Source organism: Streptomyces sp. NBC_01431 (assembly GCF_036231355.1).
GTDB lineage: Bacteria > Actinomycetota > Actinomycetes > Streptomycetales > Streptomycetaceae > Streptomyces.
The window spans coordinates 3,060,700-3,082,856 of record NZ_CP109496.1 but is presented as its reverse complement, the minus strand read 5'-3'; the positions used below and the strand labels follow the sequence as shown (position 1 = coordinate 3,082,856).

Below are 22,157 nucleotides of genomic sequence, written 5' to 3'. Positions count from 1 at the left end.
CACGGGGCCGCCGCGTAGGGTCCGCAACATGGGCCGAAACATCAGGAACCACAACAACCGCCCCTTCGAGGAACTGATCGACGAGGCCGCGTCCGTCTCCGTCGACGGCTGGGACTTCTCCTGGCTGGACGGCCGGGCCACCGAAGAGCGGCCGTCCTGGGGGTACGCCCGTTCGATGGCCGGGCGGATGGCGAAGGCCACCGCCGCCCTCGACATCCAGACCGGCGGCGGCGAGGTCCTCGCCGCGGTGCCCCAGCTGCCGCCGCTCGCCGTCGCGACGGAGGGCTGGCCGGCGAACATCGCCCGCGCGACCGGCCTGCTCCACCCGCGCGGAGTGCCCGTCGTCGCGGACGAGGACAAGCCCCCGCTGCCGTTCGCCGACGGCGCCTTCGACCTCGTGGTCAGCCGGCACCCCGTCACCACCTGGTGGTCCGAGATCTCCCGGGTGCTCTCGCCCGGAGGCACGTACTTCTCCCAACAGGTGGGCCCGGCCAGCGTGTTCGAGCTGGTCGAGTACTTCCTGGGGCCGCAGGCGCCCGAGGTGCGCGGCGCCCGCGATCCCGGCAGGGCGCGCAAGGAGGCGGAGAGCGCGGGCCTCGAAGTCGTCGACCTGCGCCTGGAGAAACTGCGGACGGAGTTCCTGGACATCGGCGCCGTCGTGTACTTCCTGCGCAAGGTGATCTGGATGGTGCCGGGCTTCAGCGTCGAGGAGTACCGCGACCAGCTGAAGGCGCTGGACGAGCAGATCCGTACCGAGGGCCCCTTCGTCGCGCACTCGACACGCTTCCTGATCGAGGCGCGGAAGCCGCTGCGGCCGACCCGGGCTGCCTAGCATCCGGATGCATGGGGACAATTGCTGACCAATGGGTAGGGCGGCGTACTCGGCCTCCGATCCCGCCCGCGCCCACCTCCCGCATCCCTCGCCTACGCATCGCGCGGCCCGCTCTGCTGTGGTGGGGCTGGGCCGCCGCGCTCTTCCTCCTCTACGCCGCCGTCTCCGGCCGCCGCCAGGCCCTGGTCCGCACCACCGGCTACGACCTCGGCATCTTCGAGCAGGCCGTCCGCGCCTACGCGCACTTCGACGCGCCCCTCGCACCGCTGCGCGGCAACGGATTCGACCTCCTCGGCGACCACTTCCACCCGCTGCTCGCCGCCCTCGCCCCCCTTTACCGCCTCTTCCCCAGCCCCTACACGCTGCTCTTCGCGCAGGCCGCGCTGCTCGCGCTCGCCGTGGTGCCGCTCGCCCGGCAGGCCACCCGGGTCCTCGGTCGGCGGGCCGGGCACGTCATCGCCTTCGGGTACGGGCTGAGCTGGGGCATCGCATCGGCGGTCGGCTTCGACTTCCACGAGGTGTGCCTGGCCGTACCGCTGGTCTCGTACGCCCTCGAAGCACTCGCCCGCCGGCAGTGGCGCCGCGCTGTCGCCTGGGCCGTACCGATGCTCCTGGTCAAGGAGGACCTCGGGCTCACGCTCGCCGCGATCGGGGGGTACGTCGCCTGGCGGGGCCCGCGCCGGCTCGGCATCGCCACCGCCGTGCTGGGCCTGGTGGGCAGCGTGCTCGAATTCAAAGTCCTGATGCCCTTCTTCAACCCGGCGGGCGCCTACGCGCACGCCGCGAACCTGGCGCCCGCCCACCACTCGCTGCTCACCACGCTCGCCCTCGCACCGCTGGACGCGGTACGCCCCGAGGTGAAGGCGACCACCCTCGTCCTCGTCTTCGCGCCGGCCGCCCTCATCGCCCTGCGCTCGCCGCTCGCGCTGATCGCCGTGCCCACCCTCGGCTGGCGGATGCTGTCCACCAACGCCTTCCACTGGGGGACGGCGTTCCACTACTCGGCCGTCCTGATGCCCGTCGTGCTCGCGGCGCTCACCGACGCGCTGCGCCCCTACGCCGCCGCCGACGACCCGCTCGCCCGCCGCCACGTCCGGGCCTCCCTCGCGACGGTGGCGGCCGTGACGCTGGTCCTCCTCCCGTCCTTCCCGCTCGCCCAGATCGTCCACCGCTCCACCTGGCGCACCACCGCGCACGTCTCGGCGGTGCGCGACCTCCTGCGGCGCATCCCCGACGGGGCGACGGTGGCGGCCTCCAACCGCCTTGCGCCACAACTGACTTCACGCGCCACGGTCGTCCTGTTTCCGACCTTCCCGGTGCGGTGGGAGCTGACCGCGGCCACCACCCCCATCCCCGCGCCCACGGCGCAGTGGATCGCCTACGACCGGGCACCGGCGGAGTCCTGGCCCTACCCGCCCGGCTACTGGCCCTACCCGGAACCCCGCCAGGAGGAGGAGTACCGCAAGGCGCTGACGAGGTACGGCTATGTGCTGGTCGCGCAGGAGGACGGGGTGTCGCTGCTGCGGAAGGGTTCCCGGCACGGAATCTGGCAGCGGACGTCGGGCACTCCCTGACATCGCACGGTCACGCAGATGACACGACACTGCTCCCTTTGGGTGAGTGCGCCGAAGCAGTTGGACAGCGGATTCCCGACGACGAAATCCGTCGCGGTGCCGGGAGCGGTGCACTCGTCACCCCTCTGACCTGCACGATCGCCGCCGGACGCGGCGCTTGCGGCGGGCTGCGAGGGGGCAGCCATCCGTACCGGGCCGATTCCGGAGCGTAATTCCCGGACGCCGTGGGCCCCACCACCACTTACGAAGGGTTATGGTGGAAACCCCCCCTCGGGCCGGTCCGTATCCCCCCCACGGACCGGCCCGTTTTTTCTTGTGGGGCTTGGCTAAGGTCTTGATCATGTCGGACCAGCAGCCCCCGCCTCAGCCGCAGAACCTTCCGCCGCAGCCCCAGTGGGGCCCGCCGCAGCAGCCCGGCCCGTACCCGCTTCCCGCGCAGGGCCCTTACCAGCAGCCCGCGTACGGCCAGGCGCCGTACCCGCAGCAGCCCGGGTACGGACAGCCCCCGTACCCGCAGCCCGGATACGGACAGCCCCCGTACCCCCAGGACCCGTACGCCTTCGGCTACGGGCATCCGTACGCGGCGGTCGTGCCCCAGTCGATGCCCGGCGAGGTGCGGGCAGCGCAGATCGTCATCTTCTCGATGGCCGGGCTCAGCGCGCTCAACTCCGTGATCATGGGTGCGGTCGGCGGCGCGGAGGCCGCGGGCTACGCGATGGGCGCGAACCTCTGCGGCTGGGTGCTCATCGTGTTCGCGTTCCTCTTCGACAGCGGGCGCGGTGGGGTGCGGGTCACCTCGATCGTCTTCGCGAGCCTTCAGACCCTCGCCGGGCTCGGGGCCATCGGGGCCCACCGCCCGAGCGGCGCGCTCCTGGGCCTCGCCGCGGTCGCGGTCGTGGTGCTGCTCAGCCGGCGGACCGCGGGCCAGTGGTTCGGCCGGCCGCGCACCCCCGGGCCGGGGCAGGGGTACGCGGCCTGAGCCGGGCGGGCATCAGCCGCGGCCGGCCCAGATGTTGGTGCCCTCGGTGTCCACGGCGAAGGTGTCGATCTCCTTCAACTCCGCCTCCGTGAGCGCCGGTCCGGCCAGCGCCGCCACGTTCTCCTCCAACTGCTTCACGCTGGACGCGCCGATCAGCGCCGACGTCATCCGGGGGTCGCGCAGCACCCAGGTGAGCGCCAGTTGCGCCAGCGACTGGCCGCGCCGGGAGGCGATGTCGTTCAGCCCGTTGAGACGGCGTACCACCTCGTCGGAGAGCAGGCCGGGGTCGAGCGACTTGCCCTGGGTGGCGCGGGAGCCCTCCGGGATGCCCTTGAGGTATTTGTTGGTGAGCAGGCCCTGGGCGAGCGGCACGAAGGAGATGCACCCCATGCCGGCCGCCTCCAGGGTGTCCAGCAGCCCGTCCTCCTCCGTCCAGCGGTTGATCATCGAGTACGACGGCTGGTGGATGAGGGCCGGGACGCCCATCTCCTTGAGGATGCGCGCGGCCCGCGCGGTCTGCTCGCTGTTGTACGAGGAGACGCCCACGTACAGCGCCTTGCCCTGCTGGACGGCGGAGGCGAGCGCGCCCATCGTCTCTTCGAGCGGGGTGTGCGGGTCGAAGCGGTGCGAGTAGAAGATGTCGACGTGGTCCAGCCCCATGCGCTTCAGCGAGGCGTCCAGCGAGGACATCAGGTACTTGCGTGAACCCCACTCGCCGTACGGCCCGGGATGCATCAGATATCCGGCTTTGGTGGAGATGATGAGCTCGTCCCGGTACGGGGTGAAGTCCTGGCCGAAGATCTTGCCGAAGTTGAGCTCGGCGGAGCCGGCCGGCGGGCCGTAGTTGTTGGCCAGGTCGAAGTGGGTGACACCCAGGTCGAAGGCGCGGCGCAGGATCGCGCGCTGGGAATCCAGGGCGCGGTCGTCGCCGAAGTTGTGCCAGAGGCCGAGCGAGACGGCGGGGAGCTTGAGGCCGCTGCGGCCGGTCCGCCGGTACTCCATGGAGTCGTAGCGGTCGGGGGCTGCGTGGAAGCGGAGCGATTCAGTCACGTTTCCCTGCTTATCACGGACTTGTGACAGACCGAGTTGGGCCGCCGTGACCGGTCCGCAGTACTGTGCTTTCCCTGGGGCGGCCGGTGTGCGGGGCGGCGGCGGGCCCCCGGGAAGCAACGAGAGGGTGGAATCGGTGAACTTGCGCGACCTGGTGTACGGGCTCTATGCGCGCCGGGTGGAAGGCCGCCTCGACCACGATCAGGTGCCCAAGCACATCGGCGTCATCCTGGACGGCAACCGGCGCTGGGCCAAGGCCTCGGACCGCAGCCCCGAGCAGGGCCACCAGGCCGGCGCCAGCAAGATTCAGGAGCTGCTCGGCTGGTGCGCCGAGACGGATGTCGAGGTCGTCACCCTCTGGCTGCTCTCCACCGACAACCTGGACCGCCCCGAGGACCAGTTGATCCCGCTGCTCGGCATCATCGAGGACGCGGTACGGGACTTGGCGGCGGACGGGCGCTGGCGCGTGCACCACGTCGGCAACGCGGACCTGTTGCCCGGCCACACACAGGCAGTCCTCAAGGAGGCCGAGCAGGCCACCCACGACATCGACGGGATACTCGTCAACGTCGCCGTGGGCTACGGCGGGCGGCAGGAGATCGCGGACGCGGTGCGGTCGCTGCTCCTTGAGCACGCGGCGAAGGGCACCTCGTTCGAGGAGCTCGCCGAGATCGTCGACGTCGAGCACATCTCCGAGCACCTCTACACGCGGGGGCAGCCCGACCCCGACCTGGTGATCCGTACCAGCGGCGAGCAGCGCCTCTCCGGATTCATGCTCTGGCAGTCGGCGCACTCCGAGTACTACTTCTGCGAAGTGTTCTGGCCGGCCTTCCGCAAGGTCGACTTCCTCCGCGCCCTGCGTGACTACGCGGCGCGGCACCGGAGGTACGGCACCTGAGGGGTGGGTCCTCTTTCTGACCCCCCTTTTGTCCTCAAACGCCGGACGGGCTCGTGCTCCCGTCCGGCGTTTTGTCGTCCGCCGTGCGTGGCTGCTCGCGCAGTTCCCCGCGCCCCTGGCAGTGCTGGTGCTGGGCGGCATGGACATCTTCAGCCCGTCCGGCGCTTGAGGACGAGCGCCGTTCAGGCGCGAACGGGGTCCGGGGCGGAGCCCCGGGGCGGGCGGCCTCAACGCGTGATGCGGGGCCCGGGGCGGAGTCCCGGTGCAACTACGGGCATATGACGGGGCATGGCTTCGCCTGTTCGAGGGCATAACCCTGCCAGGTCGACGTTCCGGTCCACGGACGTCGTATCTCAGTGAGCGGCAGTAAGGCCGCTCGCCCGGGAGGCCCTTTGCACCAGGACGACCGTGCACCGCGCGCGGGCGACGCGGAGGGCCGGAGCTCGGCCCGCGCATCGCGGCCAGAGCCCGGTCCGCGTTTCCGCGACGCCGTCGCACCCCGACCTCATGCGCCTCTTACGAGGGGGTACGTCCTTCCGTGGTGACCAGCACAAAGCGCCGCATGCCCGATCGGCGCACTTACGTCCTCGACACCAGCGTCCTGCTGGCCGACCCCAAGGCGATGACCCGGTTCGAGGAGCACGAAGTGGTGCTCCCGATCGTCGTGGTCACCGAACTGGAAGCGAAGAGGCACCATCCGGAGCTCGGATACTTCGCCCGGCAGGCGCTGCGCCTGCTCGACGACTTCCGGGTCCGGTACGGACGCCTCGACGCCCCCATCCCGTTGGGGGACCTCGGCGGCACCCTCCGTGTCGAGCTCAACCATTCCGATCCCGGCGTACTGCCCGCCGGCTACAGGCTGGGGGACAACGACTCACGGATCCTCGCCGTCGCCCGCAATCTCCAGGCGGAGGGGTACGACGTCACCGTCGTATCGAAGGACCTGCCGCTGCGGATCAAGGCGTCGTCGGTCGGTCTGCTCGCCGAGGAGTACCGCGCCGAGCTGGCGATCACCGACTCCGGCTGGACCGGAATGGCCGAACTGCCGCTCAGCGGTGAGCAGGTCGACCTGCTCTTCGAGGAGGAGACGCTCTACGTTCCCGAAGCCGCCGAGCTTCCCGTCCACACCGGGCTCGTGCTGCTCTCCGAGCGCGGCAAGGCGCTCGGGCGGGTCGGCGCGGACGGGAACATCCGGCTGGTGCGGGGCGACCGCGAGGCGTTCGGCATCCACGGGCGCAGCGCCGAACAGCGAATCGCGCTGGATCTGCTGCTCGATCCCGAGGTCGGGATCATCTCGATGGGCGGCCGAGCCGGCACCGGCAAGTCCGCGCTGGCGCTCTGCGCGGGCCTGGAGGCGGTCCTGGAGCGCAGGCAGCACAAGAAGGTGATGGTCTTCCGGCCGCTGTACGCGGTGGGCGGGCAGGAGCTCGGCTATCTGCCCGGGTCCGAGGCCGAGAAGATGGGCCCCTGGGCGCAGGCCGTCTTCGACACGCTGTCCGCGGTGACGAGCCGTGAGGTCATCGAGGAGGTCACCTCGCGCGGCATGCTGGAGGTCCTGCCGCTCACGCACATCCGGGGCCGCTCGCTGCACGACGCCTTCGTGATCGTCGACGAGGCGCAGTCACTGGAACGCAACGTCCTGCTGACCGTTCTGTCCCGTATCGGGGCCAATTCGCGGGTGGTGCTCACCCATGACGTGGCCCAGCGGGACAACCTCAGGGTCGGTCGGTACGACGGTGTGGTGGCGGTCGTCGAGAAGCTGAAGGGGCATCCGCTGTTCGCGCACGTCACCCTCACCCGGTCCGAGCGTTCGCAGATCGCGGCTCTGGTGACCGAAATGCTGGAGGACGGTCACATCTGAACCAGTACGCACCAGTTGGCGCCGCCGGGCCGAGCGAAGCAGCTTAGCCGGGCGGCGCCTTCTTGTGGATGCGATTGGGAAAAACCAGTGGGGCGAGCGAGGTGTGAGGTTTCACACGCGGCGGGGAATTGCCTCCCGGTGTCAGCTTCCGGCAGAGTCTTGCATCCGTCAGGCCCCGCATACGGCACCCCTGTACCCCGGGTACCCCGGTACCCACGCAACTCAATAGCTGAGCCGTATGCCGCCCGCGCATCACGCGGCACTCCCCGCAAGGGAGTTGCCCATCGGGTCAGTTCCTCCCGTGACCCCGTAGTTGGGAGGAGAGAGCCAGGGGCACGATTGCGTCCGCGAGGTCACCCGTGTGGACGCTGCTGGAAGGAAACCGTGTGAGCCGGATCTCGGTCCGGGGGTTCGCGGTGGCGTCTGCCACTGCGGTCACCACCGTAGGCGCCGTCGTCGGCGTTGCCGCAGGTAGCCCTGCCGCTGCTTCGAACGACAACTTCGAGGCGACCGCCGCCGATACGACGCTCCTGGCGGACATCCCCGCAGGACAGCAGGCCCAGGTTCAGACCGCGTCCCTGACGCAGCAGGCGGACGCACAGGCCGCACAGGCGAGTGCGTCGGCGAAGAAGTCCGCCGAGGAAGCCGCCCGTCTTCAGGCCGCGCAGGACGCCAAGGCCAAGAAGGACGCCGCCGACAAGGACAAGGCCGACAAGGACGCCAAGGCCCGCGACCTGGAGACCCAGGCCGCCAGCCGTTCGGCTGCCCGGGACGTCTCGAACCTCGCGGTCAAGAGCTCCTACTCGGTCTCCGACGTCCAGGCGCTCGCGCGCCAGATCGTCCCCGCGGGCCAGTTCCAGTGCTTCAGCCACATCGTGAACAACGAGTCGAGCTGGAACTACCAGGCCACCAACAGCGGTTCCGGTGCCTACGGTCTCGTCCAGGCGCTGCCGGGCTCCAAGATGAGCTCCGCCGGCGACGACTGGCAGACCAACCCGGCCACGCAGATAAAGTGGGGCCTCAACTACATGAACGAGCGCTACGGCAGCCCCTGCGGCGCCTGGTCGTTCTGGCAGGCCAACAGCTGGTACTAGCCTGACGGCCGGTCACCGGGCGCCGCGAAATACCGCCCGGAACTGCTCAACCTTTCGAAGCCCCGCACCGTCCTTCGGTGCGGGGCTTCGCCCGTGTACGGTCAGGTTCGAACGGCTCGGGGGGACGAAGCGGTGGGGAGACTCAGCGTCGGGGAAAAGGGAAACGGCGGGATCATGTCGACAGTGCCCAGTTTGCTCGGACGGCTAGGCGCCGGACTGACCCGGATGGGAGAGCGCCTGGACGAGCGCCGCGCGCAGGCGGAAGTCGACGCGTGGGCCGGTCCGGAACCCGATGCCACCCCGGCTCCCGCCCCCGCGCCTCCCGCGGCCGGGCCCCGGCCCGCAACCCCGCCCGCCGCGCCGGTGGTTGCGGCCGAAGCGCCGGTGGATGAGGAGGGGCCGGGCGGCCAGGCCCCCGAACACGTACCGCCGCCGCCCTCGTACGCGCCCGCGGTCGCCGCCCGGCCCGATCCGGTCGACGCGGTGCCGTGGAGCATGCGGGTCGCCGCCGAGGTGGGCTGGCGGCTGCTGGTGCTCGCCGGGACCATCTACGTGTTGACTCAGATCATCAGCGCGGTCGCCCTGGTGGTGCTCGCGTTCGTCGCGGCCCTGCTGATCACCGCGCTGCTCCAGCCGACGGTGGCCCGGCTCAAGCGGATGGGCCTGCCGCGGGGCCTGGCCACCGCGGTCACCGCGGTCTCCGGGTTCGTGATCATGGGGCTCGTCGGCTGGTTCGTGGTCTGGCAGGTCATGGACAACCTCGACGACCTGTCCAGCAAGGTGCGCGACGGCATCGAGGAACTCAAGCGCTGGGCGCTGAACAGCCCGTTCCACGTCACCGAGGACCAGATCAACCAGGTCGCCAAGAACCTCAGCGACACCATCGGGGCCAACACCAACGAGATCACCTCGGCCGGACTCCAGGGCGTGACCGTCCTGGTGGAGGTGCTCACCGGCATACTGCTCGCGATGTTCTCGACGCTCTTCCTGCTGTACGACGGCCCGAAGATCTGGCAGTGGGTCCTCAAGCTGGTGCCGGCCGCAGCCCGGCCGGGCGTCGCGGGCGCGGGCCCGAAGGCCTGGCGTACGCTCACCGCCTATGTGCGCGGCACGGTGATAGTGGCTCTGATCGACGCGATCTGCATCGGCGTCGGCATCTACTTCCTGGGCGTGCCCATGGCGGTGCCGCTCGCCGTGTTCATCTTCCTGTTCGCCTTCATACCGCTGGTGGGCGCGGTCATCTCGGGCGCGCTCGCGGTGGTGGTCGCGCTCGTCACCGACGGCGTGTTCAACGCGCTCATGGTGCTGGTCCTGGTGCTGGCCGTCCAGCAGATCGAGGGCCACGTCCTACAGCCCTTCATCCTGGGCCGCGCGGTGCGGGTGCACCCGCTCGCGGTCGTCCTCTCGGTGGCCGCCGGCGGCCTGGTGGCAGGCATCGGCGGCGCGGTGGTCGCGGTACCGCTGGTCGCCGTCACCAACACGGTGGTCGGCTACCTCAGGCAGTACGCCCGCGAGAACGCCCTGCGCAGTGCGCTGCCGGTGAGCGAGGCGCCGCCCGCGGAGCTGGTGCCCGTCCCGGCCGGGGACCGCGAGTAGCCCAGCCCCACGAACGCCGAAGGGCCCCGCCGGAATCGCACGACGCTGTTGGTTAATTCGGGTCCTGCTTCTTCGCCCCGCCGTTATGCGGCGGGGCGAAGTGCTGCCAGGGGACTGGTCCGGGTGCGTGCGCGGGGCTTGTCGGTGAGCCAGGCATCGATGCGGATGAGGTTGATGGCGGCGCCAGTGAGCTGGTGCTGAAGACTGGTCTTCGCCAGGCCGCGATAGCGCGATCTGCGCAGGCCACAGGCTTGCACTGCTTGCGAGATGGTTCCCTCGACCCCAGCGCGGATCTTGTAGCGGGCCTTCCACTCGTCGGTTTCCTGGAGTTTTCGGGCCTGCTGGAGGGCCTCGTACTCGTCACGAGGCCGCAGGTTGATCTCCCGGCGCTCGGCCTTCGGGGAGTTGACGCATCCCCGCAGCTGGGGGCAGGTGCGGCAGGTGGCCTGTGAGAAGCGGACCCGGATGACCGGCAGTCCGTATTCGGAGCGGCGCTGGTGCCACTGCGTGCTGGTGACGCCGTTGGGGCAGGTCACGTGCTGGTTGTCCCAGTCGATGGTGAAGGCGTCCTGCCCGTGGGTGGCCTCGCCGCGGGCATGGGGGACGGTCACGGACTTCAGCGGTCCATGCAGCGCGACCTGGTGATCACGTCGGGCGGCGGCCAGGGCGCCGGCGTTGGCATAGCCGGTATCGACCCAGTGTTCGCCGGGCAGCAGGTCCCGTTCGGCGAGGCGGGAATGGACCACTGCGGCCATCCGGTCGTCGGGAACGGTGGCAGCGGTGGTGGTCACGTCGGTGACCAGGTGCACCGTCTCCGGCTCGCACGTCTCGGTGAGATGGACCTTGAAGCCGTCCCGGAAGGTGTCGCGCTTGACGCTGCCCCTCGCCTCGATGTCATAGGGCGTGACCAGGCGTTTCGCGCCCGGCGGCCGGTCTTTTGGGTCGCGCCGCTCCACCTCCCCGTCCACCAGATGGAAGGACTGGACCCACAGCTGCCGCAGGAAGTCCGCCTCCGGCAGCACCCGAAGCGCCGGCGGAGCACCGTCCGTCCAGACCATCCGCAGCAGTCGCATGCCATCCGCGCCGATCCGGCGCCCTACCTCGACCCGCCTGGCCTGGGCCTTGGGGAAACGCGAGTCCTCGATCCGTGACGCGTAGTGCGTGAACCATTCCGGCAGCGCATGCGCGCCGACCCATTCCGGCTCAGCGCGGGCTACCGCGTTCAGCGCCGCCCGCAGACTCTCGCCCACCCTCTCCAGCCAGTTCAGCTCACGTGCCGAGGACAGCACATGCGTGGAGTCGGTCCGCGCCTTGCCCCCGCCGCGCAGCAGCCTCTTCTCTCGGGCAGCGGCCAGGATGCCGTCCAGCACAGCCCACCCACCATCTGCGCTGACCAGCCGGTCCCGGAATTCTGAGAGCACCGAAAAGTCGAAGCCTGGATCGGTCAGCTCCAGGGCCAGCGCGTACTTCCAGTCGATCCGGGCCCGCACCGCCTCGGCCGCCTGCCGGTCGGTCAGCCCCTCCACAAACTGCAGCACCAGCACCATCGCGAGGCGCCCCGGTGACCAGGCAGGCTTGCCCCGCGCCGCAAACAGGCCCACGAACTGCTTATCGGTGAACAGGACACCTAACTCGTCCCTCACCCGGATCGCCAGACTCCCCTTCGGGAAGGCCGCCCGCGCCACCCGCACCGTTTCCGCCGGGATCTTCCCCGGCTCCCTCGGCTGCATGGACATCGACACCCTCCCCATACGACAACGTCGGCCTTCAAGACCACAACAAGGTCTTGAAGGCCGACGTCACGCGAGGCAGGACCCCGAATTAACCAACAGCGTCGAATCGCGCCGGCGGGGCCCTTGGCTTGTTGCGTACGTACGGGAACTACGGGGCCAGCACGGCCTCGGAGTCCAGCGTGACGCCCACGGCCTGGATCACCGCGGCGATCTTGAAGGCCTCCTGGATCGTCTCGCGGTCGACGCCGGCCTTGCGCAGGACCTGCTCGTGCGAGTCCAGGCACTGGCCGCAGCCGTTCACCGCGGAGACGGCGAGCGACCACAGCTCGAAGTCGACCTTCTCCACGCCCGGGTTGCCGATGACGTTCATCCGCAGACCGGCCCGCAGCGTGCCGTACTCCGGGTCGGAGAGCAGGTGGCGGGTGCGGTAGAAGACGTTGTTCATCGCCATGACCGCGGCGGCGGACTTGGCGGCCGTGTACGCCTCGGGAGAGAGGTTGGCCTTCGCCTCGGGCTCCAGCTCGCGCAGCACGATCGGGCTGCGCGAGGCGATGGCGGTGGCGAGCACCGTGCCCCACAGCTGCTGGGCCGGGAGGTCGGAGTTCCCGATGACCGAGCCGAGGTTCAGCTTCAGGTCCTTGGCGTAGTCCGGTACGGCGGACTTCAGCGCGTCGAGGGACATGGGTTACTCACCGGCCAGCAGCGCGACCGGGTCCAGGGTGTTCTCGCCCTTGGTCCAGTTGCACGGGCACAGCTCGTCGGTCTGCAGGGCGTCGAGGACCCGCAGGACCTCCTTGGGGTTACGGCCCACGGAACCGGCGGTCACCATCGTGAACTGGATCTCGTTGTTCGGGTCGACGATGAAGACGGCGCGCTGGGCGAAGCCGTCCTCGCCCTCGATGCCGAGGTCTCGCATGAGCTCGTGCTTCGAGTCGGCCAGCATCGGGAAGGGCAGGTCGGTCAGGTCCGGGTGGTCCTTGCGCCAGGCGTGGTGCACGAACTCGGAGTCGCCGGAGAAGCCGAGGATCTGCGCGTCGCGGTCGGCGAACTCGTCGTTCAGCTTGCCGAACGCGGCGATCTCGGTCGGGCAGACGAAGGTGAAGTCCTTGGGCCACGCGAAGACCACACGCCACTTGCCCTCGTAGGTCTTGTGGTCGATCTGCTGGAACTCGTTGCCGCTCTCCAGCGACACGCAGGCAGTCAGGTCGTACGTGGGGAACTGGTCACCAACAGTGAGCACGCGCTCTCCTTGCAAACAAGGAAGTCCCGTTTCGAGCGGATTCGGGAAGCTTCCAGGGGGTTGGACGGATTGCCGATCCTGGCACAGGAGGCATTGATCAGGGAAATAGCTAGACTGGCTCAGCATGATCGGAGGTGCCTATCAGTGGCCAGCGGTAATAGGGGCAAGCAGCCCAGCCTGGCGCAGCTGCGCGCGTTCGCTGCCGTCGCGGAACACCTGCACTTCCGCGACGCGGCGGCGGCGATCGGCATGAGCCAGCCCGCCCTGTCCGGGGCGGTCTCGGCGCTGGAGGAAATACTCGACGTCCAGCTCCTGGAGCGTACGACGCGCAAGGTGCTGCTCTCGCCGGCGGGCGAGCGGCTCGCGGTGCGGGCGAAAGCGGTGCTCGACGCGGTGGGCGAGCTGATGGAGGAGGCGGAGGCGGTCCGCGCCCCGTTCACCGGGGTGCTCCGGCTCGGGGTGATCCCGACGGTCGCGCCCTATCTGCTGCCCGACGTGCTGCGGCTCGTCCACGAGCGCTACCCCGAGCTCGACCTCCAGGTCCACGAGGAGCAGACCTCCTCACTGCTCGACGGACTCGCCGCCGGGCGCCTGGACCTGCTGCTGCTCGCCGTTCCGCTCGGTGTGCCCGGAGTGAGTGAACTCCCCTTGTTCGACGAGGACTTCGTGCTCGTCACCCCGCGCGACCACTGGCTCGGCGGTCGCACCGACATCCCCCGCGAGGCGCTGCGCCAACTGCATCTGCTGCTCCTCGACGAGGGGCACTGCCTGCGCGACCAGGCGCTCGACATCTGCCGGGAGGCCGGGCGGACCGAGGGGGCGCCGGTGACGACGACCGCGGCGGGGCTGTCCACGCTGGTCCAACTCGTGGCGGGCGGGCTCGGCGTGACGCTGCTGCCGCGTACCGCCGTCGAGATCGAGACGGGCCGCAACGACCGCCTGGTCACCGGGTACTTCGCGGAGCCGGCGCCCTCGCGCACGGTCGCCCTGGCGATGCGGACGGGCGCGGCTCGCCAGGGCGAATTCGAGGAGTTCGCCGCCGCTCTGCGCGGGGCTCTGCGGGATTTGCCGGTACGGGTATCGGCGTGAGGGGCCCGGGGGCGCTGCCTCCGGGCCTCCGCTCCCCGATCTCCCCGTGGGTCTCCAAGGTCGGCGCGGCCCCCGCGCGGGACTTGATGGTGACCGCGCCCACCGCTGCCGACTACTCCGTACGCAGACCGTCCGGGCGCATCAGGCGCCACAGTGGAGGCAGCGACAACGCCGTGACCAGGATGACCACGCCCGCGCCGATGCCGACCATCGACACCGCAGGGACCCAGTCGACGGACACCGTGCGGCCCACCATCTTCAGCAGGACCGAGCCCAGGCCGAGGCCCACCCCCGCGGCGAGCGTGAGGCCGAGTGCGACCGGCACGGCGGTCTGCCACAGGACCGACCAGCTCAGGGTGGTGCGCCGGGTGCCGAAGGCGACAAGCGCGGACAGCAGCTTCTTGCGTTCGCGCAGCTGCTCCAGCATCGAGACCAGCAGGCTCGCGCCGATCAGCATCAGCACCGCCGCGGCCCCGATGTAGAGGCCCTTGCGGACCCCGGCGAACCGGGCGTTGGTCCGGACGTCGGTCAGCGAGCGCGCCGAGCTGAGCGGATCGGCCTTGGCGGCCGTGTTCAGCACCCGCTCCTTGGCGAAGCCGTCGCCCGGGGTGGTCGAGATGTACACCGTGGTGTGCGCCGGAAGCTTCGCCCCCTGGGGGAGCGCGCCGGGGGTGACCAGGACGCCGCCGAGGCGCTCGCCCTGCGGGTCGGGCCGGACCGGGGCGTTTCTCGTGCTCGCCGGGACGGTCCACGCGAGCTCCGCGCCCCGGGTGCTGCGGCCGCCGAAGGTCGGGTCCAGGTACAGCGTGCTGCCCGGCTTCGCGGACCGCTCGGCGTCGAAGTCGCCGCCGGTCGCGTTGAAGGTGTCGCCGTCCTTGCAGGCGGGCAGGGTGGCGACCTCGCTCAGGTCGGCGCAGGTGCCGATCGTGACGGGCGTGTAGCGCTCCGGCTCCTTGGCCTTGTCGCCGGCGCTCAGCGAACCGAGAACCACCGCATGGGCCACCCCCTCGGTGTCCTTCAGGGCCCGGATCTCGCGGGACTGGCCGGCCGGCGTGGAATCGCCGAGCGGAACGACGAGTTGGGCCCGGCTGGTGTCCTGGCCGCTCAACTTGACGTAGTCGCCCTCGATGGCGCCGAAGAGCATCTGAAGGGCGATCGCGCCGGCCACCGCGACCGCGATGCCGTTCACCATCCGGGCCGCCGACCCGGACGTCAACTGGAGCCTGCGGACGGCCAGTTGCCAGCCGACCGAGCCCCCGCCGAGCCTGCGCACGACCGCCTCCACCAGCCAGGGGAGCAGCGCGGTCACGCCGATGAGCAGCAGGACGGTGCCGCTGATCACCTGGACCTGGTTGAAGTTGCCCCGGTCGCGGCCGTGGCCCATCAGCGGAACGAGCAGGCCGAGTCCGGCGAGCGGCGGCAGTACCCGCCACCACATGCGCCGTCGGCGCGGCACCGAAGTGCGCACGACGCCCAGGGGTTCGACGACCACCGAGCGCATCGCGAACAGGGTCACCCCGACGGCCGCGGCGGGCACGGCGAGCGCCACGCCCACCGCGAGCAGCGGGCTCGGGTCGAGGTCGGACGGGAAGACGTTGAGCCCCGCGATCGAGACCTCGCCCACGTACTGGCGGCCGATCGCGAAGAACAGCGAACCGACCACGACCCCGACCACGGCTCCGGCCAGCGCCTCACCGGCCGCGATCCACCGGGTCATCCGGCGGTCGGCGCCCGCCAGGCGCAGCGCCGCGAGCCGCCGGTCGCGCCGGTCGCCGCCGAACCGTACGGCGGCCGCGATGAACACGCCGACCGGCATCAGCAGCACCACGAAGATGATCACGATCAGCAGGGCGAGGACCGGGTCGAGCTTCTCCTGCTGCTTGTCGACGAAGCCGTTGACGCGCAGCACCTCGCCGCGGTCGCTCACCTCGCTCATGCGCTGCTTGAGGATGTCGCTGCCCGCGTAGTAGGCGAGTTCGTGCGGGCCCATCAGACCGCGGTCGGCGATGGTCGAGGTGATCTTGTACGGGATGCGCTCGCGCAGCAGCTTTCCGGCGGGCGAGGCGAGCAGGTCGCGCAGCGCGGGGGAGGCCACCATGGTGCCGGGGGCCGGGATCGCCGCGACGCCCGGTGGCAGCGGCGGCTTCGCGCCCTCCGCCTGGAGCAGCCGGCCGCGTACGTCCGAGCCCTGGAACTGCGTCTCGGCCCGCCCGACCAGCAGGGTGTCCGCCGCGGGCCCGCTGTTGACGGAAGCCCCGTAGTCGTTGCGGGCGTTGTCGCGTGCGTTGCGCGCGTTCAGCGCGCCCGGCAGGGCCGTGGTGCCCAGCAGCAGCGCCACCCCGAGGCCGACGCCGACCGCGGTGAGCAGGGTGCGCGTCCAGCCCTCCCGCCCCCCGGAGAGGGCGAACCGGGCGCCGAGGGCGAGGTCGCGAAGCAGGCTCATACGGAGTGCTCCAGCATCATGTCGCGGGACTTCCCGTCGCGTACGACGATCTCGCGGTCCGAGTAGGCGGCGACCCGGGCCTCGTGGGTGACCAGCACGACCGCCGCGTTGGTCGAGCGGGCCGCCTCGGTCAGGAGCTGCATGACGCGCTCGCCGTTGAGCGAGTCGAGCGCGCCGGTCGGCTCGTCGGCGAAGACGACCCGCGGCGAGGTCACGAGCGAGCGGGCCACGGCCACCCGCTGGCCCTGCCCGCCCGATACCTCACCGGGGCGCTTGTGCCCGATGTCGGCGACCTCCAGGCGCTCCATCCACTCCAGCGACCTGCGCTCGGCCTCCCTGCGCTTGACCCCGGTCAGTCGCAGCGGCAGCGCCACGTTCTCCACACAGGTCAACTCCGGTACCAGCTGCCCGAATTGGAAGACGAAACCGAACTCGGTGCGGCGCAGCGCGCTGCGCTCGGCGTCCGACATGGCGGACAGCTCACGGCCGTCGTAGAGGATCTTCCCGGCGTCCGGGGTGACGATCCCGGCAAGGCAGTGCAGGAGCGTGGACTTGCCGGAGCCGGAGGGGCCCATCACGGCGACGACCTCGCCGGCGTGGATGGAGAACTCGGCACCGTCCAGGGCGGGCGTCGGGCCGTAGGCCTTGTGCAGGTCCTGGGCGATGAGCAGGGAGCCGGCGGGCGTCATTTACGTACCTCCGTGGCGAGCTGGACGAGGCGGGCGGCGGTCAGTTCCAGCCAGCGCAGGTCGGCTTCGAGATGGAACAGGGCGTGGTCACAGATCAGTTGGTCGGTCAGGTCGCCGCGGCGCTTGCGGTCGGTGAGCACGCGCATCAGGCGCAGGTGCTCGGCGCGCTGGGTGTCCAGGACGTCGGCCGCGTCGCGGCCGGTCAGCAGGGCGAGGACGACCTTGGTGTAGAGGGTCGACTGGAGATAGGGCTCGGGCTTCTCCGGCTGCCTGATCCAGGTTTCGACGTCGGTGACGCCGGCGGCGGTGATGGCGTACCGCTTCCGCTCGGGGCCACCGCCCGCCTCCACGCCGTCGACCTCGACCAGGCCGTTCTTCAGGAGCCGCGACATGGTCGAGTAGACCTGCCCGTAGTGCAGCGGACGGTCGTGCCCGAACTTCTCGTCGAAGGCGCGCTTCAGGTCGTACCCGTGGCGCGGGCCCGACTCAAGGAGTCCGAGGAGGGTGTGGCCGATGGACATGGGACCTTCCTTTCTTCTCAACTGACCCAAGGGAATGGCGAGTTGCTCGTGACTACTCGGTACGCAGCCCGTCGGGGCGCATCACGCGCCACAGGGCCGGCAGGCTCAGCAGGGTCACGGCGACGATCACGGCGGCGCCGGCCCCTGGTCGACGCTGAGCATGGCTTCGGTGCGAGCCACGTCCTGGAGCAGGGCGGCGTCGATGGCACCGGGGGTGACGTAGATGCCGTGGCGCTCCTCACCGGAGGGGTCCGGGCGGGCGGTGACCTGGCGTGCCGAGGCGGGCAGCGTCCACAGCACCTGCCGGGCGGCGGCGCCGGGTTCGCCGTCGGCGGCGGTGTTGACGGGCTGCCCGGGGCGCGCCGTCCTGTCCATCCAGGCGTTCTGCTCCACGTCGCCCGAGGCGTGCACCACGAAGGTGTCACCGTCCTGGCAGGAGCCGACGCGGGCCAGCTCGGCCAAGGTGGCGCAGTCGCCCAGGGTGAGCTGGGTGGTGGGCCGGATGTCCCCGTCCGCGACCGTCCCGGGCCGGGTCACATAGCTGGTGACGGTGCCGATCACCTGACGCACCCCGGGGGTGGTGCGGAAGGAGTCGATCATCTTCTCGGCGAGCTTCACGTCCGGATACTCGGCAAGGACCGTGTACTGGGCGCGGCTCGCGTCGGCGCCCGTCACCTTGTTGAAGTCGTCGTGGATGCCGACGGAGTACATCTGGAGCGCCACCGACCCGGCCACCGCGACCGTGATGCCGCTGACCGCGCGGGATGCCGTACCGCTGCTCAACTGAAGCCTGCGCACGGCCAGTTGCCAGGGCACCGGGCCGCCGCGCAGCCGGCCCACCACCGCCTCGACCAGCCAGGGCAGCAGGGTGACCAGGCCGAGCAGGACCAGGGTGGCACCGGTGGCGATGGCGACCGGGGCGAGCGCGTTCGGCTGGAGGTGCAGGCGCCGGGCGACAAGGAGCAGGAGGCCGCCGGCCACGGGCAGCAGCAGCCGCCACCACAGCCTGCGGCGCCGGGCCCGGCCGCCGCGTACGACACCGAGGGGCTCCACGGTGACCGAGCGCATCGCGGCCAGGGTCACCCCGACGGCCAGGGCGGGTACCGCGACGGCGACGAGCGGCGCCAGCCAGGGCTCGGGCCTGAGGTCGCCGGGGAAGAAGCCGAAGCTCCAGAGTCCGAGCGGGCCAAGGACGCGGGCGCCGCCGAGGAAGAGCAGGGTGCCGGCGGCGAGCCCGAGCACCGCTGAGGCCAGGGCCTCGCCGCCCGCGATCCAGCGCGTGGTGCGGGCGTCGGCGCCGACCAGGCGCAGCGCCGCGAGCCGCCGGTCGCGCCGCTCGCCGCCGAACCGTACGGCGGTCGCGATGAAGACGGCGACCGGCATCAGCAGCACGACGCAGATGAGGACGACGAGGACGACGAGCATCGGGTCGAGCGGCCGCTCCTCGCCGATGTTGCCGAAACCGGCCGCCGCAAGGGCGCCGCTGTCGGTGGAGAGGGCGGCACTGCCCGCGTAGAAGTACAGCTCGGAGGGTTCGACCAGGCCCGCGTCCCCGATGGTCTGGGTGATCTCGTACGGCAGCCGCCGGCGCAGGAGTTCACCCTCGGGGGAGGCGAGCAGGTCGCGCAGGGCGGGGGAGGCGGCCATGGTGCCGGGGGCGGGTATCGCGGTCAGGCCCGGCGGCAGTGTGGGGGAGGCGCTCGCGGACCGCAGCATCCTTCCGCCGATGGTGTCGTCGTGGTACTCGGTGTCGGCGTCGGTGTACAGCAGCGAGGCCCTCAGGTGGCCGGTGTTCTTGTCCGAGCCCTCGGAGAAGGGTTGCCGGGCGTGGATGCGCGTGGCGCGCTCCTCGATCAGCTGCGGCACCGACGCAGCCCCGAGCAGCAGGGCCACGCCGAGGCCCACCCCCAGCGCGGTGAGCAGGGTGCGGACCCAGCCCTCGCGGCCGCCGGTGAGGGCGAACCGGGCGCCGAGGCCGAGGTCGTGGAGGCGTCGCTTCATGGAAGAGCACTATACGCACTAGGTATACCTGCTGTGTATACCTCGGGTGCATAGCTGTCCGTGATCATGTCATTACTGGGCAAATCGGGACAGGAATGGAAACTCTCGCAACCCTTGGCGCGTTTCAATCGTCGGTTCCCATGGGGCGGGTGCTGATTCTCACGTACGGAAAAGGCGTGATCGAATCCGCTTTGTCCATAGGTGCGGTGTTAGTTTTCTGAGCTGATCTGGCGAGTCTGGTGAGTCATATGAAGGCGAGCGACTGAGGTTATGGGCCGAGCGGAAGAGCGGCGCGCCCGGCAGGGCGGAGCGCGCCGGGGCAAGCAGCAGAAGGTGAAGAAGAAGGGCATACGCCGGTTCTTCACCTGGAAGAAGATGCTCGGCGCGTTCTTCGGGCTCTGCCTGCTCGCGATGGGCGGGTTCTACGCCATCTACCTGATGGTGTCGATCCCCAAGGACAACGACCAGGCCAAGCTGGAAAGCAACGTATACAAGCTCTCCAACGGCCAGGTGCTCGCTCGCACCGGATCGGTCAACCGCGAGACGGTCTCCCTCGACAAGGTGCCCAAGGACATCCAGCACAGCTTCGTCGCGCTGGAGAACAAGACCTTCTACGACGACCAGGGCGTCGACTTCAAGGGCACCGCGCGCGGCATCCTGAAGACCCTGATGGGCAAGGGCACCCAGGGCGGCTCGACCATCACCCAGCAGTACGTCAAGAACAACTACCTGACGCAGGAGCAGACGGTCAGCCGCAAGCTGAAGGAGATCGTGATCTCCCTCAAGGTCGACCAGCGCTACAGCAAGGACGAGATCCTCGCCGGGTACATGAACACCAGCTACTACGGCCGGGGCGCGTACGGCATCCAGGCCGCGGCGCAGGCGTACTACGGCAAGGACGTCTCCAAGCTCACCCTGGCGGAGGGCACCTACCTCGCGGCGCTGCTCCAGGCCCCCAGTCAGTACGACTGGCAGACGGCCGGCCCGCTCGGCAAGCAGCTGGTGCAGGGGCGCTTCAACAAGGCCCTCGACAACATGGTCGGCATGAAGTGGCTGGACCCGGCGACTCGGGCGAAGACGGCGTTCGTGCCGCCCAATGACGCCAAGGTCGCCCCGGGCATGCAGGGCCAGACCGGCTACCTCGTCGACGCGGCGAAGCGGGAGCTGGAGAACAACGGCGTGGACGCCGGCCTGCTGGAAGCCGGCGGCTGGACGATCACGCTCAACATCGACCCCGCGAAGCAGAAGCTGCTCGAAGCCGCGGTCAAGGACCAGCTGACCAGCAAGCTCGACCCGAAGAAGCGCAAGGTCGACGCCGACCTCCAGGCCGGCGCCGCCTCGGTGGACCCGAAGACCGGCTCGGTGGTCGCGCTCTACGGCGGCCAGGACTTCATGAAGCACCAGCTCAGCAACGCGAGAACCGACACGTATCAGCCCGCCTCGACCTTCAAGCCGATCATCCTGGCGTCGGCCCTCAACCAGGGCGCCGAGACGCAGGACGGCAAGCCGATCAAGGCGAACACCATCTACGACGGTGACAGCAAGCGGCCCGTCAAGGGCAGCGACATCCCCTTCAACCCGCCGAACGAGGACGACCACAGCTACGGGCCCATCACCGTCCAGGACGCGATGAACCAGTCGGTCAACTCCGTCTTCGCGCAGATGGGCGTCGACGCCCACCTCGACAAGGTCCGCGACACCGCCGTCGCGATGGGCATGACCTCGCTCAAGGGCAAGCGGGCCGTGCCCGCCATGACGCTCGGCTCCTACGGGGCGAGCCCGCTCCAGATGGCCGCCGTGTACGCCACGCTGGACAACCACGGCAAGCAGGTCATCCCCTCGATCGTGAAGTCGGCCGAGCACAAGGACCACAAGTACACCAAGCCGGACCAGATCGGCAGCCAGGTCATCAGCAGGGACGCGGCGGACGCCGTGACCTCGGTGCTCACCGGAGTGGTCGACGACGGTACGGCCCAGAAGTCGGTGGCCGCCGCGGACAACCGGGGCAACAAGCAGGTCGCCGGCAAGACCGGAACCTCCGACGACAACAAGTCGGCCTGGTTCACCGGCTACACCCCGGACCTGGTCACCTCGGTCGGACTGTGGGGCGAGGCCGCCGAGCCGCGCACCGTGAACGTCGACGGCAAGACCGTGACCGTGCCCAAGGGCGGGCAGGTCACGATGACCAACGGCGCCGGTGAGGACGGCCGTATCAACGGTGGCTCCATCCCGGCCCGCATATGGGCCGCGTACACCTTCGACGCGGTCAAGGGCGGCACCGACAAGTTCGACCTGGAGACCGACCAGGGCGCGGCGGTGCAGCCCGACTACACGCCGCCGACCAACTCGGCGCGGCCGCCGTCGAACTCGCCCTCGCACAGCGCGTCCCACAGCCCGGCTTCGCACGGTCCGTCGAACTCGCCGTCGGGCGGCCCGTCGGACATCACGAAATCGCCGTCGAACTCGACCTCGCACAAGCCGAAGCCGCCGAAGAGTCCGACGCCCAGCGGGTCGGTCGACGTCAGCCCGCCGGCCGACCCCCTCAACCCGGGCTGAC

17 protein-coding genes are annotated in these 22,157 nt (G+C 70.3%); 9 read left to right on the top strand and 8 right to left on the bottom strand.

Going from position 1 to position 22,157, the window contains the following annotated elements; translation table 11 throughout:
- Window positions 1-28 precede the first annotated feature (28 nt).
- The 3 genes from OG522_RS13970 to OG522_RS13960 all read left to right on the top strand — a co-directional run bounded on the left by OG522_RS13970 (window position 29) and on the right by OG522_RS13960 (window position 3,385).
- Window positions 29-832, top strand: coding sequence for a class I SAM-dependent methyltransferase (locus OG522_RS13970; protein ID WP_329463306.1), 804 nt, complete (start codon window positions 29-31; stop codon window positions 830-832).
- A gap of 11 nt (window positions 833-843) precedes the next feature.
- A complete protein-coding gene (locus OG522_RS13965; protein WP_329463305.1) occupies window positions 844-2,406 on the top strand; it encodes a DUF2079 domain-containing protein in 1,563 nt (520 codons plus the stop codon).
- A gap of 340 nt (window positions 2,407-2,746) precedes the next feature.
- Complete coding sequence (locus tag OG522_RS13960) at window positions 2,747-3,385, top strand: hypothetical protein (RefSeq protein WP_329463304.1); 639 nt, start codon at window positions 2,747-2,749, stop codon at window positions 3,383-3,385.
- 12 nt (window positions 3,386-3,397) lie between these two features.
- Here OG522_RS13960 and mgrA read toward each other — a convergent pair whose 3' ends face one another.
- Window positions 3,398-4,435, bottom strand: a complete 1,038-nt coding sequence (gene mgrA / locus OG522_RS13955) for an L-glyceraldehyde 3-phosphate reductase (protein WP_329463303.1) — start codon at window positions 4,433-4,435, stop codon at window positions 3,398-3,400.
- Between the two features lie 136 nt (window positions 4,436-4,571).
- Between mgrA and OG522_RS13950 the strand changes: the two genes are divergently transcribed.
- The 4 genes from OG522_RS13950 (at window position 4,572) to OG522_RS13935 (ending at window position 9,884) form a co-directional block, all read left to right on the top strand.
- Entirely contained in the window at window positions 4,572-5,333 is a 762-nt protein-coding gene (locus OG522_RS13950; RefSeq protein WP_329463302.1) for an isoprenyl transferase, read from the top strand.
- Between the two features lie 538 nt (window positions 5,334-5,871).
- Complete coding sequence (locus tag OG522_RS13945) at window positions 5,872-7,194, top strand: PhoH family protein (RefSeq protein ID WP_329463301.1); 1,323 nt, start codon at window positions 5,872-5,874, stop codon at window positions 7,192-7,194.
- Window positions 7,195-7,580: 386 nt separating this feature from the next.
- Window positions 7,581-8,288, top strand: a complete 708-nt coding sequence (locus tag OG522_RS13940; protein ID WP_329463300.1) for a transglycosylase SLT domain-containing protein — start codon at window positions 7,581-7,583, stop codon at window positions 8,286-8,288.
- A 174-nt stretch (window positions 8,289-8,462) separates the two neighbouring features.
- Window positions 8,463-9,884, top strand: coding sequence for an AI-2E family transporter (locus OG522_RS13935; protein WP_329463299.1), 1,422 nt, complete (start codon window positions 8,463-8,465; stop codon window positions 9,882-9,884).
- A gap of 83 nt (window positions 9,885-9,967) precedes the next feature.
- Here OG522_RS13935 and OG522_RS13930 read toward each other — a convergent pair whose 3' ends face one another.
- The 3 genes from OG522_RS13930 to OG522_RS13920 all read right to left on the bottom strand — a co-directional run bounded on the left by OG522_RS13930 (window position 9,968) and on the right by OG522_RS13920 (window position 12,857).
- Window positions 9,968-11,620: an IS1182 family transposase gene (locus OG522_RS13930; RefSeq protein WP_329463298.1), complete on the bottom strand. Its 1,653-nt coding sequence runs from the start codon at window positions 11,618-11,620 to the stop codon at window positions 9,968-9,970.
- A 145-nt stretch (window positions 11,621-11,765) separates the two neighbouring features.
- Window positions 11,766-12,299 (bottom strand): alkyl hydroperoxide reductase, encoded by a 534-nt coding sequence (locus OG522_RS13925; RefSeq protein ID WP_329463297.1) that lies wholly within the window; start codon window positions 12,297-12,299, stop codon window positions 11,766-11,768.
- A gap of 3 nt (window positions 12,300-12,302) precedes the next feature.
- Complete coding sequence (locus OG522_RS13920) at window positions 12,303-12,857, bottom strand: peroxiredoxin (protein ID WP_329463296.1); 555 nt, start codon at window positions 12,855-12,857, stop codon at window positions 12,303-12,305.
- A 144-nt stretch (window positions 12,858-13,001) separates the two neighbouring features.
- Here OG522_RS13920 and OG522_RS13915 point away from each other — a divergent pair, with 144 nt between their 5' ends.
- Window positions 13,002-13,946 (top strand): hydrogen peroxide-inducible genes activator, encoded by a 945-nt coding sequence (locus OG522_RS13915; protein WP_329463295.1) that lies wholly within the window; start codon window positions 13,002-13,004, stop codon window positions 13,944-13,946.
- A gap of 112 nt (window positions 13,947-14,058) precedes the next feature.
- Here OG522_RS13915 and OG522_RS13910 read toward each other — a convergent pair whose 3' ends face one another.
- The 4 genes from OG522_RS13910 to OG522_RS13895 all read right to left on the bottom strand — a co-directional run bounded on the left by OG522_RS13910 (window position 14,059) and on the right by OG522_RS13895 (window position 19,600).
- The gene (locus tag OG522_RS13910) at window positions 14,059-16,389 is read right to left on the bottom strand and encodes an ABC transporter permease (RefSeq protein WP_329463294.1); all 2,331 of its coding nucleotides are present in this window, start codon (window positions 16,387-16,389) and stop codon (window positions 14,059-14,061) included.
- The gene (locus OG522_RS13905) at window positions 16,386-17,078 is read right to left on the bottom strand and encodes an ABC transporter ATP-binding protein (RefSeq protein ID WP_329463293.1); all 693 of its coding nucleotides are present in this window, start codon (window positions 17,076-17,078) and stop codon (window positions 16,386-16,388) included. Before OG522_RS13905 ends, OG522_RS13910 begins: the two co-directional genes overlap by 4 nt.
- Window positions 17,075-17,599 (bottom strand): PadR family transcriptional regulator, encoded by a 525-nt coding sequence (locus tag OG522_RS13900; RefSeq protein WP_329463292.1) that lies wholly within the window; start codon window positions 17,597-17,599, stop codon window positions 17,075-17,077. The genes OG522_RS13905 and OG522_RS13900 overlap by 4 nt, the downstream gene beginning before the upstream one ends.
- A 126-nt stretch (window positions 17,600-17,725) precedes the next feature.
- A complete protein-coding gene (locus tag OG522_RS13895; protein WP_329463291.1) occupies window positions 17,726-19,600 on the bottom strand; it encodes an FtsX-like permease family protein in 1,875 nt (624 codons plus the stop codon).
- 270 nt (window positions 19,601-19,870) lie between these two features.
- Between OG522_RS13895 and OG522_RS13890 the strand changes: the two genes are divergently transcribed.
- Window positions 19,871-22,156, top strand: a complete 2,286-nt coding sequence (locus OG522_RS13890) for a transglycosylase domain-containing protein (RefSeq protein ID WP_329463290.1) — start codon at window positions 19,871-19,873, stop codon at window positions 22,154-22,156.
- Window position 22,157: the final 1 nt, after the last annotated feature.

Coding starts and splice junctions, on each gene's coding strand:
- OG522_RS13930 (WP_329463298.1), bottom strand. CDS start 11,620: ATGTCCATGCAGCCGAGGGAGCCGGGGAAGATCCCGGCGGAAACGGTG.
- OG522_RS13935 (WP_329463299.1), top strand. CDS start 8,463: ATGTCGACAGTGCCCAGTTTGCTCGGACGGCTAGGCGCCGGACTGACC.
- OG522_RS13900 (WP_329463292.1), bottom strand. CDS start 17,599: ATGTCCATCGGCCACACCCTCCTCGGACTCCTTGAGTCGGGCCCGCGC.
- OG522_RS13910 (WP_329463294.1), bottom strand. CDS start 16,389: ATGAGCCTGCTTCGCGACCTCGCCCTCGGCGCCCGGTTCGCCCTCTCC.
- OG522_RS13890 (WP_329463290.1), top strand. CDS start 19,871: ATGGGCCGAGCGGAAGAGCGGCGCGCCCGGCAGGGCGGAGCGCGCCGG.
- OG522_RS13960 (WP_329463304.1), top strand. CDS start 2,747: ATGTCGGACCAGCAGCCCCCGCCTCAGCCGCAGAACCTTCCGCCGCAG.
- OG522_RS13970 (WP_329463306.1), top strand. CDS start 29: ATGGGCCGAAACATCAGGAACCACAACAACCGCCCCTTCGAGGAACTG.
- OG522_RS13895 (WP_329463291.1), bottom strand. CDS start 19,600: ATGAAGCGACGCCTCCACGACCTCGGCCTCGGCGCCCGGTTCGCCCTC.
- OG522_RS13965 (WP_329463305.1), top strand. CDS start 844: ATGGGGACAATTGCTGACCAATGGGTAGGGCGGCGTACTCGGCCTCCG.
- OG522_RS13925 (WP_329463297.1), bottom strand. CDS start 12,299: ATGTCCCTCGACGCGCTGAAGTCCGCCGTACCGGACTACGCCAAGGAC.
- OG522_RS13905 (WP_329463293.1), bottom strand. CDS start 17,078: ATGACGCCCGCCGGCTCCCTGCTCATCGCCCAGGACCTGCACAAGGCC.